Source organism: Candidatus Binatus sp., from assembly GCF_030646925.1.
In the GTDB taxonomy this organism is placed as follows: domain Bacteria; phylum Desulfobacterota; class Binatia; order Binatales; family Binataceae; genus Binatus.
This window is the reverse complement of sequence record NZ_JAUSKL010000034.1, coordinates 14526-29937: the sequence shown is the minus strand read 5'-3', so window position 1 is coordinate 29937 and position 15412 is coordinate 14526. Positions and strand designations below refer to the sequence as shown.

The 15412-nt window shown below is 60.4% G+C and carries 14 protein-coding genes and 1 pseudogene; 7 read left to right on the top strand and 8 right to left on the bottom strand.

Features of this window, described 5'->3' with window-relative positions:
* Positions 1 to 208: 208 nt before the first annotated feature.
* The 8 genes and pseudogenes from Q7S58_RS05815 to Q7S58_RS05780 all read right to left on the bottom strand — a co-directional run bounded on the left by Q7S58_RS05815 (position 209) and on the right by Q7S58_RS05780 (position 8185).
* Positions 209 to 1327, bottom strand: coding sequence for a hypothetical protein (locus tag Q7S58_RS05815; protein ID WP_304821889.1), 1119 nt, complete (start codon positions 1325 to 1327; stop codon positions 209 to 211).
* Between the two features lie 12 nt (positions 1328 to 1339).
* Positions 1340 to 2482 (bottom strand): hypothetical protein, encoded by a 1143-nt coding sequence (locus Q7S58_RS05810; protein WP_304821886.1) that lies wholly within the window; start codon positions 2480 to 2482, stop codon positions 1340 to 1342.
* Between the two features lie 19 nt (positions 2483 to 2501).
* Complete coding sequence (locus tag Q7S58_RS05805) at positions 2502 to 2942, bottom strand: hypothetical protein (protein ID WP_304821883.1); 441 nt, start codon at positions 2940 to 2942, stop codon at positions 2502 to 2504.
* Between the two features lie 134 nt (positions 2943 to 3076).
* The gene (locus Q7S58_RS05800; RefSeq protein WP_304821880.1) at positions 3077 to 4195 is read right to left on the bottom strand and encodes a thioredoxin domain-containing protein; all 1119 of its coding nucleotides are present in this window, start codon (positions 4193 to 4195) and stop codon (positions 3077 to 3079) included.
* Between the two features lie 163 nt (positions 4196 to 4358).
* The gene (locus Q7S58_RS05795; RefSeq protein WP_304821877.1) at positions 4359 to 4622 is read right to left on the bottom strand and encodes a hypothetical protein; all 264 of its coding nucleotides are present in this window, start codon (positions 4620 to 4622) and stop codon (positions 4359 to 4361) included.
* Positions 4623 to 4913: 291 nt separating this feature from the next.
* Positions 4914 to 6086: a Fic family protein gene (locus Q7S58_RS05790; RefSeq protein ID WP_304821874.1), complete on the bottom strand. Its 1173-nt coding sequence runs from the start codon at positions 6084 to 6086 to the stop codon at positions 4914 to 4916.
* Positions 6087 to 6279: 193 nt separating this feature from the next.
* A pseudogene (locus Q7S58_RS05785) lies at positions 6280 to 6981 on the bottom strand (ATP-dependent DNA ligase); the annotation flags it as partial.
* The gene (locus tag Q7S58_RS05780) at positions 6947 to 8185 is read right to left on the bottom strand and encodes a PLP-dependent aspartate aminotransferase family protein (protein ID WP_304821867.1); all 1239 of its coding nucleotides are present in this window, start codon (positions 8183 to 8185) and stop codon (positions 6947 to 6949) included. The gene Q7S58_RS05780 and the pseudogene Q7S58_RS05785, both read right to left, overlap by 35 nt.
* Before the next feature lie 178 nt (positions 8186 to 8363).
* Here Q7S58_RS05780 and Q7S58_RS05775 point away from each other — a divergent pair, with 178 nt between their 5' ends.
* The 7 genes from Q7S58_RS05775 to Q7S58_RS05745 all read left to right on the top strand — a co-directional run bounded on the left by Q7S58_RS05775 (position 8364) and on the right by Q7S58_RS05745 (position 15410).
* Positions 8364 to 9191, top strand: coding sequence for a phytanoyl-CoA dioxygenase family protein (locus Q7S58_RS05775; protein ID WP_304821864.1), 828 nt, complete (start codon positions 8364 to 8366; stop codon positions 9189 to 9191).
* 478 nt (positions 9192 to 9669) lie between these two features.
* The gene (locus Q7S58_RS05770) at positions 9670 to 10470 is read left to right on the top strand and encodes an enoyl-CoA hydratase/isomerase family protein (protein ID WP_304821861.1); all 801 of its coding nucleotides are present in this window, start codon (positions 9670 to 9672) and stop codon (positions 10468 to 10470) included.
* Positions 10471 to 10651: 181 nt separating this feature from the next.
* Positions 10652 to 11371: a TetR/AcrR family transcriptional regulator gene (locus tag Q7S58_RS05765; protein ID WP_304821858.1), complete on the top strand. Its 720-nt coding sequence runs from the start codon at positions 10652 to 10654 to the stop codon at positions 11369 to 11371.
* Positions 11368 to 12357 (top strand): HlyD family secretion protein, encoded by a 990-nt coding sequence (locus tag Q7S58_RS05760; RefSeq protein WP_304821855.1) that lies wholly within the window; start codon positions 11368 to 11370, stop codon positions 12355 to 12357. The genes Q7S58_RS05765 and Q7S58_RS05760 overlap by 4 nt, the downstream gene beginning before the upstream one ends.
* Entirely contained in the window at positions 12341 to 13324 is a 984-nt protein-coding gene (locus tag Q7S58_RS05755; protein ID WP_370655460.1) for an ATP-binding cassette domain-containing protein, read from the top strand. The genes Q7S58_RS05760 and Q7S58_RS05755 overlap by 17 nt, the downstream gene beginning before the upstream one ends.
* Entirely contained in the window at positions 13321 to 14280 is a 960-nt protein-coding gene (locus Q7S58_RS05750) for an ABC transporter ATP-binding protein (protein ID WP_304821850.1), read from the top strand. Before Q7S58_RS05755 ends, Q7S58_RS05750 begins: the two co-directional genes overlap by 4 nt.
* A complete protein-coding gene (locus Q7S58_RS05745; RefSeq protein ID WP_304821847.1) occupies positions 14277 to 15410 on the top strand; it encodes an ABC transporter permease in 1134 nt (377 codons plus the stop codon). Before Q7S58_RS05750 ends, Q7S58_RS05745 begins: the two co-directional genes overlap by 4 nt.
* Positions 15411 to 15412: the final 2 nt, after the last annotated feature.

Sequence of the window (15412 nt, the reverse complement as noted above, 5' to 3'; positions counted from 1 at the left end):
AGACGCGCGCGAAGATGCCGCGGCGAGGTTGGTCGGGGTCGTCGGGCGCTTCGTTCGGCTCCCGATTCGAGGACTCAGCTACGGTGCTCGCGGTTGGCGATGCGGGCCGAGGAGTTGGCATCCACACAGACTAGCAGTAGCGGTAGGCGCAGAAAACATGCGGACGCGCCGACGGCGACGCTCGCGGCGCGACGGCGATCGCCGAGGCTCAAGCGGGCGACTGGATGCGATCGATCAGGGCGGGGATGCGGCTACGTCGCGAATGTCCCGCGAGTCCGGCCGACGCGAGTCGCTCCATATATTCGCTCACGACCAGCTTGATGAACCTCGCGGTCGCGGCGCGTCCCTTATCGACCTGATCTTTTTCGAGGCCGCCGCCGCAGATGATGATCATCGGCTCGAGCAGTTCGGGACTGCCGAGGATGCCTACCATCGAGTGCTCGGTATCATCGACGTACTCTTCCATCGCAGCCACTTCGAGCGGTCGATGCTGCAAGTGATAGCGCAACTGGCCGAGTCCGTAGGCGACCTGCCGACCCGCATCCTGCATCGCATAGCCCATGATCGAGCGATCTACTTTGGTTTTGGCGAACGCGGCAACCTGCCGATAGATCACGAGCAGCAATCCGGCGAGCGAGAGATTGATCGACACCGATCCCTGCGGAAATCGATCCGCCCACAACCATTCCTTGAGTCCCTGCTCGGCGCTGATGCTCGCGCGTCCGAGGCCGGTGCCGCCGTAGAGCGCGCGCTTGCGAAACGCTTCGAGCAAGCGTGACGCGTCGAGCATCTGCGCGCACATGAAGCTTTTCTGTTCGAGAAAATCCTGGTTGATGAGCGAAACCCATCGCGAGGGAAAATCTAGCGACACGATCTGGCATTCCTGCAGGAGCGTGTAGAGCTGCGCGTAGGCGGACTCGAGGTCGGGCGGCAGCGGCTCGGTGCGAAGTGTTTTCCACGGCACATCGACGGCCGGAACCCAGCGCCGCGCCTTGCTCTCCTCGTAAAGTTCCCCGACATTGTCCGACCATACGTCGGATTTGCGATTCACCACGTAGCCCATGTCAGGCAATTTGCCGACTTTCTCGCTGCCGCGCGACACCATCGATTGGCTGTTGCGCACGTTCTCCGGGATGCTCGTGTAGCCGTAGCTGCCGACGTCGAGGTCCTGGTAGGTGAGCCCGCGATCCATGTTCGACGGGCGGCCCTTCATCCGTTCGGTTTTGGCATTGTACCAATGCAGCGACAGGTTGCCCTGCATCACCTGGTTGGCGGCCTCGAGAACGGTCTCGTCCTCGGTAAAATCCTTTTCCGCGTAAAATGCCAACTTGATACCGCCTTACAACTGGATGCCCGCGGCTTCGGCGGCCGCGCGGCCCATCTCGTACATCTTATAGAGCTTCGATCGATCCTTGCGCTCGGGCATCCCGCACTTGTCGAGGCGTTCGAAGTGCTCCTGCATCTGCTTCAGGTTGAACTGCGTGGTGATGCGGACGCCCTGCTCGATATTTTCTTTCTTCAACCCGCCGCCGGCGAGAATGATGAACGACTCGGTCAGTTCGGTCGCGGCCGCGCCTGCAAACGAGATGTTCTCTGCTTCGTCGAGATGCGCATGCAGCACTTCGCGCTTCTCGGGGAAGTGCTCGAGCACATACTTGAAGTGCTGCATCCCATAGCCGACGTGGCGCGCTTCATCCTGCATCACGAGGCGGAAGATTTTCTTGTCGACGTCGGTCGGCGAAAGATATTCGCTGAAGCGGAACAGCGTCAGCACGTTGCCTTCGGCGACCAGATGCAGCGCGACCGACATCTCGCTGAATGAATCCGCATCGCGCAGATGCTTCAGCGCCATCTCGTTGAGCGGGCTTGCCTGCATCAGGCCCCATCCCGTGGTGAGCGCGCGCTTGCGGAAAACCTCGGCGTGGCGCGCTTCGTCCATCGCTTGCGACGCGATAAACGCGCGCACTTCGATAAAATCGGGATTGATCCGCGGCAGCCACATCGCCGGCGTGTCGGTCGCGATCATCTCGACTTCGGTGAGAAACGTCATGAGCTGCGAGAGCGCCTTGCCGGTCACCTCGGGCATCTCGACGCCTTCCAGCCGTTCCCACGGAATGTCGGTGGTGGCGTTCCACTGACGGCTGACCGCTTCTTCGTAATAGCTCTCGGTGTTGAACCCCCAGAGTTCGCTCTTGCGCGATACCCACGGCTGCGCATCGGGCACGCCGTCGGGAATCTCGGCGCCGCGCGGCGCGTAGGATCGGTTCTGGCGGACTTTTTCGGGCACGTCGGTGAAGCCGTAGCTGCCGATGTCGAGATCGCGATAGGTGAGTCCGCGGCGCGGGTTCGCCTCCTCCGGGCTGATCTTCTCAGTGGCGGCGTTCATCCACGAGAGATCCATCTCGCCGGTGCGGATCGTGTACAGCCACTTATCGATGAAGTCCTTGTCGTCGGTGAAATTCCGGGTCGAGAGGTATGCCATTTTCGCCGCGCCTCCGCGCCTAGTTGAAGCTCACGTCGAGCTTGCTCGAGAGGTCGAAAAATTCCTGGATCGATTCCATGAAGCGGTAGAGTTTGTCGTGGCCGTCGGGATCGTCGTAAACGACTTTGAGGCGCTCGCCGAAGTGCGCGAGCGTATTGATGTCGTGCGAGGAATCGGCCTGTCCGTTGCGCTTGATATTTTCGATCATCTCGCGCCAGACGGGGGCGTCGCCCTTGATCGCGAAGTCGACCTTCTTCAGATCGAGCGCGGGTACTTCGCTGACGTTTTTCAGATCGAACACTTCGAATTCGAGGATGAAATTCCGCGACGCGCCATTAGCGCCGATACTCACTCCGAAGGTCGTATCGATAAAGCCGAGGCGGCGAAACTTGTCTTCGCTGGCCGCCATCTGCGCCTGCAGCGCGGTGAAATATTCAGTCGAGGGAAAGCTAATCGTCATAGTGCGCCGAGCCTGCTGGTCTCCCGTAGATTGATCGGTTCCTTACAGATGTTAGAGGCAAACGCTTCAAGGAAGCAAGCAGCGCGCCTGTTGCGATCGGATACAGAGCTGACGGCCGTTCCTGTGCGATTCGCTCACTTCGCGGACGCCTGTTTCTGAGCTGCGGAGGTCAGCTCCTCGTCGATAATTTTCTCGAATTGCGGCATCGGCTGCGCGCCGACGATCGAGCGTCCATTGATAAAGAAGGCCGGCGTGCCATCGACGCCGGCTTTCTCACCGGCGAGTTGATCGCGCTTCACCGCGGGCTGAAATTTCGCCTTATCCAGGCATTCGTCGAACTCGGTGCTCTTGAGGCCGAGCGTCTTCGCCGAGGCCTTCAGATCGGCGGGCGACAATTTGCCCTGATTGGCGAACAGCGAATCGTGAAATTCCCAGAACTTGCCCTGCTCGTTGGCGCATCGCGCGGCGTTGGCGGCATCGACGGCGTGCGAATGGAACGCGAGCGGATAATCCATATGCACCACCTGAAGCTTGTCGCCGTACTTCGCGCGGAGCTGCTTCACGGTGTTTTCCGACGACTTGCAGAACGGGCATTGAAAATCGGTGAACTCGACGATCGTCACGGGAGCATTCTTCGGCCCGAGCGTCGGGTCGCCGCTGCTATCGACGGCGACGCGCTTGGCGTCGAGCATGATCTTGACCGTCTGGGTTTTGTGCAGCCGCTCGAGCATCGCCTGCCGGTTGAGCATCTGCATCAGTTGCGGCTTGATTTTGTCGTAGGGCGCGGCGTTCTGCTGCTTGTTCTTGTCGTAGAATTTTTTGGCGTCGGCGTCGGTGACGGCGTTCTTGCCGGTGCTTTGCTGCTTGACGTACTCGTCAACGCTGAGATGGGCCTGCTGCGCGGCCTGCACGACGAGGTAGTCGTCGGCCATTTCCTCGAGCGTGCGGCGGCGGATTTCGAAGCTGCGATCGCGCATCAGTTCTTCGACCCGCTTGGCCAGCGCGGCGCGAAGCTGATCGATCTGCGGCTTCGCTTTCTGATCGAGCTCGCCGGCGGTGATTTTGTGATCGCCGACGGTGGCGACGACGGTGCCGGCGTCATCGGTGTGCGCTGCGGGGGCGCCGAAAACCACCGGAACTGCGATCGTTCCTGAAAAAAAGGCGGTGGCGGCGACAGCGAGCAGAACTTGCTTGAACCGTGACGGGCGAATTTCGGACAGGCTCGCAAACTGGATCGGCTTCGGAAATATCATCTATTACGCTTCACGCTCCCAGGGGTGATGTTATCCGCAACACACTATCACGCGGCGAGGGTGCCTGTCGCGAGGGTGGATGGCGGGGGTAGTGTCCCAATTTGATTTAATAGCGCGCATGCGCGATTCACTTTTTCAATTTCTCGAACATAGCGTCTTTCAGTTATTGAATGCCGCCGGTGAGGATCACGCCGTTGACGAAGCTCCAAGCTTCTTTGATAACCGTGATCTGCGTAGCATCAGCTTTTTTTTCAATCGCCCGCTTCAGGAGTCGGTCGAGCGTATCCCGCATGGCCGTGACAGTAGCAGGAGACTCTTCCCTCAACACGGTAAGAAGCGACAACACTAGAGTTCCTATCACTTTCGCCCGTATCTGATTGCTGCCTGTATTCGGGACTAAGGTAACGGGCTGTTTCTTTTTTGCCACTTTTGCATTCCCTCTCTTTTCATGGCATTATTTGATTTATGCCTGACCGCTCAAGAAAGTCGAGGCCGCCGGACGTGAACGAGATTGCGTCCAACATAATCGACGTTATCGCAGCTGATAAACCGCAGGAATCTGAACCAGAACCAGAAAAGAATCCCGCTGCCGTAGCGCTCGGCAGGCTAGGCGGACTGAAAGGCGGGAATGCTCGAGCCGCAAAACTGAGTGCGAAGGAACGCAAAGCGATTGCCCAAAAAGCGGCTGCCTCACGTTGGAATCGCCGAGGATGATTCATCAAGCCGCTTGCCCCTCTTCTGGTTCATCCTCGTAAGTGACTCCATAGATGCTGGCGCAGTAATAAGTAATAACGTCGAGGCCGCTCAGCGGCTCTACGATTCCCAGTCGGTGAAGCTTGTTTAAATCAGATCGCGCGGTCGGGTATGTGACGCCAAATTCTTTGGAGTACCTCGATACTGTAATGATGGGATTCTTAAATAAGTTGTCAACGAGCTGTGACAGGCGAACACTTCCTTCCTTTAGGCGATTATGAAAATCCCGATGTAATTGAAGCAATCTATCACATCGCTTCTCCGTATCTCTGGCCTGAGAAACTACGCCGTTCAAACAAAACTCAATCCATAAGTCCCAAGCGCCGTGCGTGCTGACGCCCAGCAGCAGGTCCATGTAGTCCCTTTTATGCTTCTCGAAAAACGCGCTCATGTATAACCACTGACTCGAAAGGCCGCACCACTCTGCGATCATAATCGAGAGAAGAAGTCTCCCGACGCGTCCATTGCCATCGCAAAAAGGATGGATGGCTTCAAACTGATAATGCACAAGAAACGCTCGGACTAACGGATCGATCGGAGAGTCATTTACGTGTAGATATCTCTCAAGATCATTAAGAGCTTCCGATAAATTCTCCGGAGGAGGAGGCACGAATCGAGCGGGCCTGCCGATCTGATTTTGTATTGTTCTAAATTCTCCTGGTTGCTGATTGGACCCTCGCACTCCGTCCATCAATATGGCGTGAAGTTCGCGCATCAATCGCAGCGATAGTGGCAACTGATTTCTGCCGTCGAGTCTGAGCCTCAGCGCCTGCCTGTAATTAAAAACTTCCCGAAAAGCATTGGCTGGATCAGAGGCCGATATTGGGTATCTTGGATCGGCTTCAAACAACGCCTGCTGCTGCGGGTCGGTAATCGTCCCTTCCAGTTGCGATGAAAGTTGCGCTTCTCGTCGCTGAAGCGGCCAGATAAGAATTTCCGGATTTGGAAGGTGCTTACCCACACCGTCTAGACTGGACAGACAAGTTCGCGCCTGAACGAGCAAATTCCAAAGTCGATTTGGCCAGCTCCACTTCGGTGGAAGCGGAGCTGGTATAAACGCGACTTGAATATCTGGCGGCCCGTTCGGAATCCTGACTAGCTTTCCAGTGCTCTCTTTTGTAAATTCCCGCGCATCCATGATTTTAATCTAGTTGCGTGGATTAAAAATTTCAAGCAAATATTTTAATACGCGCTGAGATTTGGGCGTATGTCGGCATGAAGCAGAAACCCGCGGCTCAGCTTGCCGAGCGTGGCGAGTTTGGCGATGCCTACACGTTCGTCGGACTGGACGCCGATACCTCAAGGCGTCCGTTGCGCTACACTTCGCGCACTACAAGGGACCGGTCGGGGCTGTCGGCGGCCATCTGCGCGCATACGTCGCGCACGAACGCTTTCGCCGCGGTCCACGGGACCGCGTCTTTCTCGGCCGAGGAGAGCGGGGCGACGACGTGCAAGCCCTTGCCGCCGGTGGTTTTGCAAAAGCCGACCAGGTCGAGCGAGTCGAGGCGATCGCGCAGTTCGCGCGCGCCGTCGATGACGGTGGAGAACGGGACGTCGGGCGCGGGATCGAGATCGAAGACGAGACGGCCCGCGAGTTCAGGATGACCGGGATGGCAATTCCACGGATGAAGCTCGACTGCGGCGACCTGCGCCATCGCGGCGAGCGCCTCGACTCGATCAAGCTGGAGGTACGGCTGGTCGTCGCCGGAGCCGGGCACGGTCGTGAGCGCGACGAGGTGCGACGTACCGGGCATCGCATGGCGCTGGAAGAAGAGCTCGCCTTGGATGCCGTCGGGCGCGCGAACGATCGAGCATGGACGGCCCTTCAAATGAGGGATCATCCAGGCGCCGACGCTTTCGTAGTAGCGCGCGAGATCTAGCTTGGTGACGGGCTGGCGATCTCCGACGCCGGGCCATAGCACTTTGTCGGGATGAGTGATCGTAACGCCCATCACGACGTTGGCCGCGGCGCTTGCGGAATCAGTTTTGGCGATCATCTCAGATGCCGGCGAGCGCGTAGGTAAACTCGGCGAGCAAATCTTTCCAGTGTTCGGTGCCGACCGAGATGCGCACCATCGCGTCGGTGATGCCGGCGGCGGCGAATTCGTCGGCGGTCAGTTCGCTGTGCGTGGTCGTCATCGGATGGCATGCGAGGCTCTCGACGCCGCCGAGGCTGACGGCGTTCTTGGCGATTTTGAGACGGCGCAGAAATTCGAATGCGCCGGTCTTGCCGCCGGTAAGCTCCAGCGTCAGCAGCGAGCCGGGATAGTCGGTTTGCGCATCGCGGATTCGTATCTGATCGGGATCGGTGAAGAGCGACGGATAGATCACGCGCTTGACCTTGGGATGCTTGGTCAATTGCTCGGCGATGCGCTGCGCGTTTTTGCTTTGGCGGTTCATCCTGAGCGCGACGGTCGAGAGGCGGCTGTCCAGCATCCAGCATTCGTCGGCTTGCAGGATATTGCCGAGCAGCGCGCGCGTGCCGGTGAGGCTCTGAATCAATTCGGCGTCGGTGGCGAGGATTGCGCCGGCAAGCAGGTCGCTGAAGCCGCCGAGAAATTTGGTGGCGGAATAGATCACGAGATTGGCGCCGTGATCGAGCGGATGCTGAAAGGTCGGGCCGAGCAGAGTGTTGTCGATCGCGAGCAGCGGGCGATTCGGATGCCTGCGCGCGGCGGCGGAGGCCTCGGCGATATCGGTCATCATCAACGTGGGATTGGCGGGCGTTTCGATCAGAACGAGCTTCAGGCGCGGCGTTTGCTCGATCGCGTTGGTGAGCGCCTGCGAGTTGCCGGCGGGCACTGCGTGAACGTCGAAGCCGAGCGGCTCGATTATCTGATGGATCAAATGCTGGGTGCCGCCATAAAGCGGCTGGGTATAGATGAGCGAGCTGCCGCGCTCGAGGACGGTAATCAGCACGGTGAAAATCGCGGCCATGCCGGAGTTGAAAACCGCGGCCGAGGTGGCGCCGCGTTCGAGCGGCACGAGTCGTTCTTCGAGGATTTCGGCGTTGGGATGATTCAGGCGCGCGTAGATCAGATCGGGGCGATCGGTGCCCTCGGGTTTAATTTTGCCGAGCACGATTCCGAACGCGCGCTCGGCGGCCTCGGGACTGGGGAAGACGAAAGTCGAACTGCGGTAAACCGGTGGCCGCGCGGCGCCCACGGAGAGCGCGGGATCGAAGCCGCGGGTCAAAACGGCGGTCTCGGGATGGACGCGGTAGGTGATTTTGGCCATCGGCAGTTACTCCAATCGAGCGGGACGATTCGTGCTCGCGCCTTCCATTCAAGCACGGCGCCAGCGCGGCGCAAATTGGGGAGCCATTGACACGAACGCTGCGACGGCGCACGTGATTTGACCATGTTTGCGGCGCGGTGATAATTGCGAACTGAGTAATCGCGCCGGGAGGTGTCGGATGGCTTCAATACCCGTCTGCTCGAAGGATTCGCCAGCGGAAGTGCTCGCAGCGCTCGAGCGCGAGGGCTGCGTGGTGGTGCGCGGGGTGATCGATCAGGCGCAGCGCGACGCGATCGCGCGCGAGCTTGGGCCGTATCTCGAAACCACCGACGCGGGCACGAGCCTCAACAAGAAATACGAAGCGGAAGGCGGACCGGCGGATTTCTATCCGGGTAATACAAAACGTATTACGGCGCTGGTCGCGAAGTCGGAGACGTTTCGCACCTTCGTGACGCATCCGCTGATGACGTCGGTGTGCGACGCGCTGCTCAAGCCCAATTCGCGCACCTACCAGGTGCATGCGACGGCGGCGCTGGTGATAGGTCCCGGCGCGACCGAGCAGATGCTGCATCGCGAAGAGGATCCGTTTCAATTTTTCAAAGTGCCGCGGCCGAACATGATTGTCGCGAGCATGTGGGCGATGACGGATTTCACCGAGGCGAACGGCGGCACGCATATCGTGCCGGGGAGTCATCGCTGGCCGCAGGATCGAGTTGCGCGGCCCGATGAGGTGGTCGCGGCCGCGATGCCGGCGGGATCGGTGCTGCTGTGGATGGGCGGGACGCTGCACGGCGCTGGCGCGAATCGAGTCGATCAATGGCGCTACGGCGTGTTCCTGTCGTATTCGCTCGGATGGCTGCGGCAGGAAGAAAATCAGTTTATCGATGTGCCGCCTCATCTCGCGCGCACGTTGCCGAAGCCGGTGCGCGATTTGTGCGGCTACCGGATGCATCTGGGGCTGGGGTATTCGGACGTCCCGCCGAAGTCGGCTCAAGACGAGCCGTGATCAATGCGGCTCGCAACGGATCGCAGCATCGACGTTTCAATCAGTGAACTCAACTAGCAATATCGAAGCAGTGGAGTTTCATGACGCCAGCATCATAACTATTTCAATTTGCTCGTCGAATGTCACATTTGAGCTCGACGACGTGACGGTCTATTGTGCCACCGCGCACAGCGATCGCTTCGAAGTACGAGAGGTATGACCATTATGATGGCCTGCGAACTAAACCGCGACGTCGGAGCCGAGCTAGTTCAATTCTTCAACAGCACAACTCTAGCGATCTCATCGGAAGAGCGACGCGCCGCGAATTCACCTCGAGCAAAGCTATGCACGTCTGATTTCAGAGAAAAATCCGCATAAACCATACTAGCAGGACGATTGAATACGCGCCTTGGCCGTGCGATCGAGCGGTTTGAGGAGAACGGCCTCAATCGATCGGTGCGGGGCGCCACCGCAAGCTGCCACAAGGAGTCAACCGTTTATGGCCGACCTGCTCGTCGAAAAAAAGGACCACGTTGGAATTCTCAAACTCAACCGCCCCGATCGGATGAACGCGATCAGCATCGAGATGCTGAACGATCTGAATGAAGCGCTGAAAGAATTCGACAACGACCCGAATGTTCGCGTCATCATTTTGACCGGCGAGGGACGCGGCTTCTGCAGCGGCCTCGACCTGAAGGACGCCGCGGCCGGGCGCGGAATCGGCGGCGCCGGCGTGCTCTCTGGCGGCGGCGGCGCGGCGCATATCAGCACCCGCGAAATTCCGACGGTAACGCTCCATCGCGTCGATCTGCCCGTTCTCTGCGCGATCAACGGCCCCGCCGCAGGGTACGGATTCGACCTTGCGCTCGGCTGCGACCTGCGGCTCATCAGCGATCGCGCCAAGCTGGTACCGGCTTTCGCCAAGCGCGGAATCATCCCGGAAAGCGGCGGCACCTGGTATCTGCCGCGGCTCGTCGGATGGGCCCGCGCCTGCGAAATCGGCTTCATCGCCGACGAGATTCCGCCCGCCCGCGCAGTCGAACTGGGCCTCGCAAACGCAGTCGTGCCGCACGACGATCTGATGCCGCAGGCTCTGCAATGGGCCTCGAAAATCGCCGCCAACGCGCCGCTCGCGATTCGCGCGATGAAGCGCCTCTTTCGCCACGGCCTCAGCGAAGATTTCGAATCGCATACCCATCACGTCCTGATGCAATTGCTGCTCTTGTTCCGCTCGGGCGACTTCCAGGAGGGCATCCAGGCCTTCATGAGCAAGCGCGAGCCGAACTTCAGCGGCCGCTGACGCTCTTATTCCTCGCCCGCTTTCAAACCGTTGAGAGCCTGCCCTGAGCGAAGTCGAGGCGCCTCAGGCGATGAGACAGGTGAGGGTGCAGAACCCTCTTGACTGGCTGCGGACGCAGTCATAATTAACTAATCAGTTAATTCTTATTAACTGGACAGTTAATGAGGTAAGGATTCTTTCGATGGCAGCCCGGCGCGCTAATGTCCGCGACCTCAATCGCACCCGCGACAAGATTCTCGCCGCCGCGCTGACCGAGTTCTCCGCCAAGGGCTTCGCCGGCGCTCGCGTTGACGCGATCGCGCGCCGCGCCCGCGTCAACAAACGGATGCTCTACTACTGCTTCGGCGTCAAGCAGGATCTCTACCGGGAAGTGCTGCGCCGCAAGATCAATCAGCGGGCCGACTTGATCGATTCCACGCCCGACAAGTTCGCCGACGCCCTGCTTTATCTGTACAAGCTCGCCGGCGCCGACCTCGACTTCGTCCGCCTGATGGAATGGGAAGCGATCGACAACGGCCGCGGCAAACTGGTCGCCGCCGACGAACGGCGTGCGCTGTTCGAGAAGGCCGTGGCGCGGCTGCGGCGCGCGCAGCGCGATGGATTTCTGCCCAAGCAGGTTGACCTGGCACAGCTATTCATCTCGATGCTCGCGCTGGTGATCTTTCCAATGGTGATGCCGCAGATGATTCGCCTGATCACCGGCATGGAGCCAGGTGATCCGCGCTTCGTGCGCAGGCGCGCCGCGTTTTTGCGCTGGATCGGCGAGCGCATGAGCATCGACCCGGATGCGCGTTCGGCGGCGGCAGTCAAAGCCAATCGGAGGCGGATTGATTCCCCGGTCGGCGCGACGCGCCTGAAGCCTCGCATTCACCAATCGAGAAAACTGGCGGGACTCCGATGAAGAGGGCAATCGTAGTAGTCGTCGTTGCTGCGACGCTCGCCGTCGCCGGATGGTTCCTCGCGCCGCTGCTGCTCAAGCCCGCGGCCACCGATACTCTGCTCGTCTCGGGAAATATCGAAGCGCATCAGAGCGTGATTGGCTTCAAAGCCGTGCAGTCGCGCGTGATCGAATTGCCTTTCAACGAGGGGCAATGGGTCACTGCCGGTACGCTGCTCGCGCGGCTCGACGACAGCGACTATCGCCAGCAGGTTGCGATCAACGACGCGGCTCTGCGCGTGCAGGAACAGCAGCTCATCTCCGCGATGCGCCGGCTCGAGGCCGCGCGCGCGACGATCGCCAATGACGAGGCCGACGTTGCGCAAAAGCAGCTCGATCACGATCGCAGCACGAAGCTCTGGCAGCAAAAGGTAATTTCCGCCGAGCTGCGCGATCGCACCGAGACCGCGCTCAAGCAGGGCAAGGCCGCGATGCAGCGCGACCTCGCGATGCAGCATGCCGCCGAGCAGGATATCGCGGTCGCTCACGCCAACATCCGGAGCGCGCGCGAAAATCTCGAACTCGCCAAAATCATGCTCGGCTACACCACGCTGCGCGCGCCCTTCTCCGGCGTCATACTCACGCGCCAGACCGAACTCGGCGAAGTGATGCAACCCGGCACGCCGGTCGTCACGCTCGCCGATCTCGATCACGTTTGGCTCCGCGCTTACATCGGCGAAACCGATCTCGGCCGCATCCGATGGGGCCAGTCCGCGACGGTTCACACCGATACTTATCCCGACCGCAATTATCCCGGCCAGATTTCGTTCATCTCGTCCGAGGCGGAGTTCACGCCCAAGAGCGTCGAGACGCACAAGGAGCGCGTGACGCTGGTCTATCGAATCAAGATCGACGTCGCGAATCCGAATCATGAACTCAAGCCCGGGATGCCCGCCGACGCAACGATTCATCTGGGCGCGCCGGTGCAGCGCGGTGACAGTCGTGACTGAGCCCGAACTGAGCATTCGCGGACTGGTCAAGAATTATCCGGGTGTTCGCGCGATCGATCACCTTAGCTTCGAGGTCGGCGCGGGCGAAATCTTCGGAATCGTCGGTCCCGACGGCGCGGGCAAAACCACCACGATGCGGATTCTCGCCGGCGTACTCGCGCCCGACGAAGGCGGCGCGACGGTCGCGGGCTGCGACGTCGTCCGCGAGCCCGAACGCGTCAAGCAACTGATCAGCTACATGCCGCAGCGCTTCGGCCTTTACGAAGATCTCACCGTGGACGAGAACATCCGTTTTTACGCAGACCTGTTCGGCGTGCGCAAAGCCGATCGCGCCGCGCGCTCCGAGCAACTCCTCGTCGCCTGCGGGATGAGCGAATTTCGCGCGCGCCTCGCCGGCAAGCTCTCGGGCGGGATGAAGCAAAAACTCGGCCTCGTCTGCGCGCTGATTCATACGCCGCGCGTGCTGCTGCTCGACGAACCGACCAACGGCGTCGATCCGGTTTCGCGCCGCGAATTCTGGGCGATGCTCTACTCGCTGGCCGGGCAAGGCGTCACGATCGTCAACTCGACCGCGTATCTCGACGAGGCCGAGCGATGCCATCGGATTGCGCTGCTGCATCAGGGGCGCTTGCTGTTCTGCGACACGCCGGCCCATCTCAAGGCGCAGATGCCCGGCGCAGTCGTCTCGATCGTTTCGTCGGAGGCGCGCCGCGTGCGCGACGAATTCGCTATCGCCGAGGGAGTCGCGAGCGTGGTGCTGGTCGGCAACGCAGTGCATCTGTTTGTCGATAACGCCGAGCGGCGCATCCCCGAATTGAGCGCGCGCTTGAAGTCGCGACAGATTCCATTCGACGAGATCGTTCACGCCGTTCCGACCATCGAGGATTTGTTTGTCGAGGCGGTGCGCGAAGACGCGGCGCATCGTGGCGCGCCAATCGAAGCGCCGGCTGGCGGTGCGCTCCAATGAACTCCAACGGCTATTCGGTCGAGGTCGAAAATCTCGTCAAAAAATTCGGCGACTTCACCGCCGTCGATCGCATTTCGTTTCAAACTCGCACCGGCGAGGTGTTCGGCTTCCTCGGCCCCAACGGTTCCGGCAAATCGACGACGATCCGAATCCTGTGCGGCTTGCTGCATCCGACCGCCGGCCGTGCGACGGTCGCGGGCTACGACGTCGTCGAGTCGCCCGAATTGATTCGCCGCAACATCGGCTACATGTCGCAAAAATTTTCGCTGTACGCCGATCTCACCGTGCTCGAGAACCTGCGCTTCTTTGCCGGAATGTACGGCGTGGAGCGCGAAATCGTGAAGGAGCGAATTGGCTGGGCGCTCGAGATGGCAGGCCTCCGCGGCCGCGAATCGAGTCTCACCGGCGCGCTGTCGGGCGGATGGAAACAGCGCCTCGCGCTCGGATGCGCTGTGCTGCATCGGCCGCCGATCGTATTTCTCGACGAGCCAACCTCGGGCGTGGACCCGCTATCGCGCCGCCTCTTCTGGGAACTTATCCAGAGCATGAGCGACGAAGGCGTCACGATTTTTGTGACCACGCATTACATGGACGAAGCCGAATACTGCAACCGGCTGGCGCTGATGTATCGCGGTTCGCTGGTGGCGCTCGGCACGCCCACGGAGTTGAAGATCGGCGCGATCGACGGCTCGCTGCTGTTGCTCGAATGCGATCGCCTTGGCGACGCGATCGAAGCGGTGCACAGGATCGATGGCGTCCGCGACGCCGCGGTGTTCGGCAACGCGCTTCATCTGGTGGTGTCGAGCGACGAGATCGCGAACGAGGTTCGCCGCGTGCTCGAGAGCGCGGGAATCAGCGTCGCGCGCCTGCAAGCGATTCGACCGAGTCTCGAAGATGCGTTCGTCGCACTCACCAGCGGGAGAACCGCGAATCATTCTGCGGAGGCCTCGCCATGAATTTCCACCGGATGCTAGCCGTGTCGCGCAAGGAGGTGCTGCAGGTCGTGCGCGATCGCCGCAGCCTGCTGATCGTGCTCGTGATGCCGCTGATGCTCATGACGCTGCTCGGCTACGGCGTCAACCTCGACACCAAGCACATCCGCGTGTACGCGCTCGATCGCGAAGGCAGCCCCGCGAGCCAGGATCTGCTGAAGCGGTTTCAATCGTCGGAGTATTTCAAGCTGGTCGCGATGGTGACCGACTATCGCGCGCTCCACGCGGCGCTCGACGACGGCCGCTGTCAGCTCGCGATCGTGATTCCGCACGATTTTTCCGCGCGCCTGCATGACGGCCGCCCGGTCAAGGTGCAGGCGCTGGTCGATGGCTCCGACGCGAACACCGCGCAGATCGCGATCGCCTATGCGCAAGGAGTCCTGGCTGGTTACGGCGCCGCCATCCAGGCAGCGTTCTTCCGCCGCAGCAATGCGCCGGCGGTGAATCCATCGATTTCGATCGAAACGCGCACCTGGTTCAACGAGGATCTCGAAAGCAAGAACTTCATCGTGCCGGGCGTCGCCGCGATCGTGATGGCGGTGGTGGGCACGCTGCTCACCTCGCTTACTATCGCTCGCGAATGGGAACGCGGCACGATGGAGCAATTGATCTCGACGCCGGTGACGGCGCTCGAACTGATTCTCGGCAAGCTGATTCCGTATTTTGCACTCGGGATGTTCGACACCGCGATCTGCGTCTCAGTCGCCGTCTGGTGGTTCGAGGTTCCTTTCCGCGGCTCGATCGTGACGCTGGCCGTCGGTTCCGGACTTTTCATGACCGTAATCTTAGGTTTGGGATTCTGGATTTCAGTTATCACCCGCGATCAGCTCGCGGCCAGCCAGATCGGATTGGTCGCCGCGTTCCTGCCCTCGATGCTGCTGTCGGGCTTCACGTTTCCGATCGATCAGATGGCCGTAGGCATCCGACCCGTCACCTACATCGTTGCGGCGCGCTACTACATCATCATTTTGAAGGGCGTGTTTCTGCGCGGTAACGGACTTCGAGTTCTCGCGGTCCCAGCCTTGGCGCTCAGCCTCTACACCGTGCTGATGGTGCTGCTTGCCAAGCGATCGTTTCACAAGTCGCTGGTGTGAGG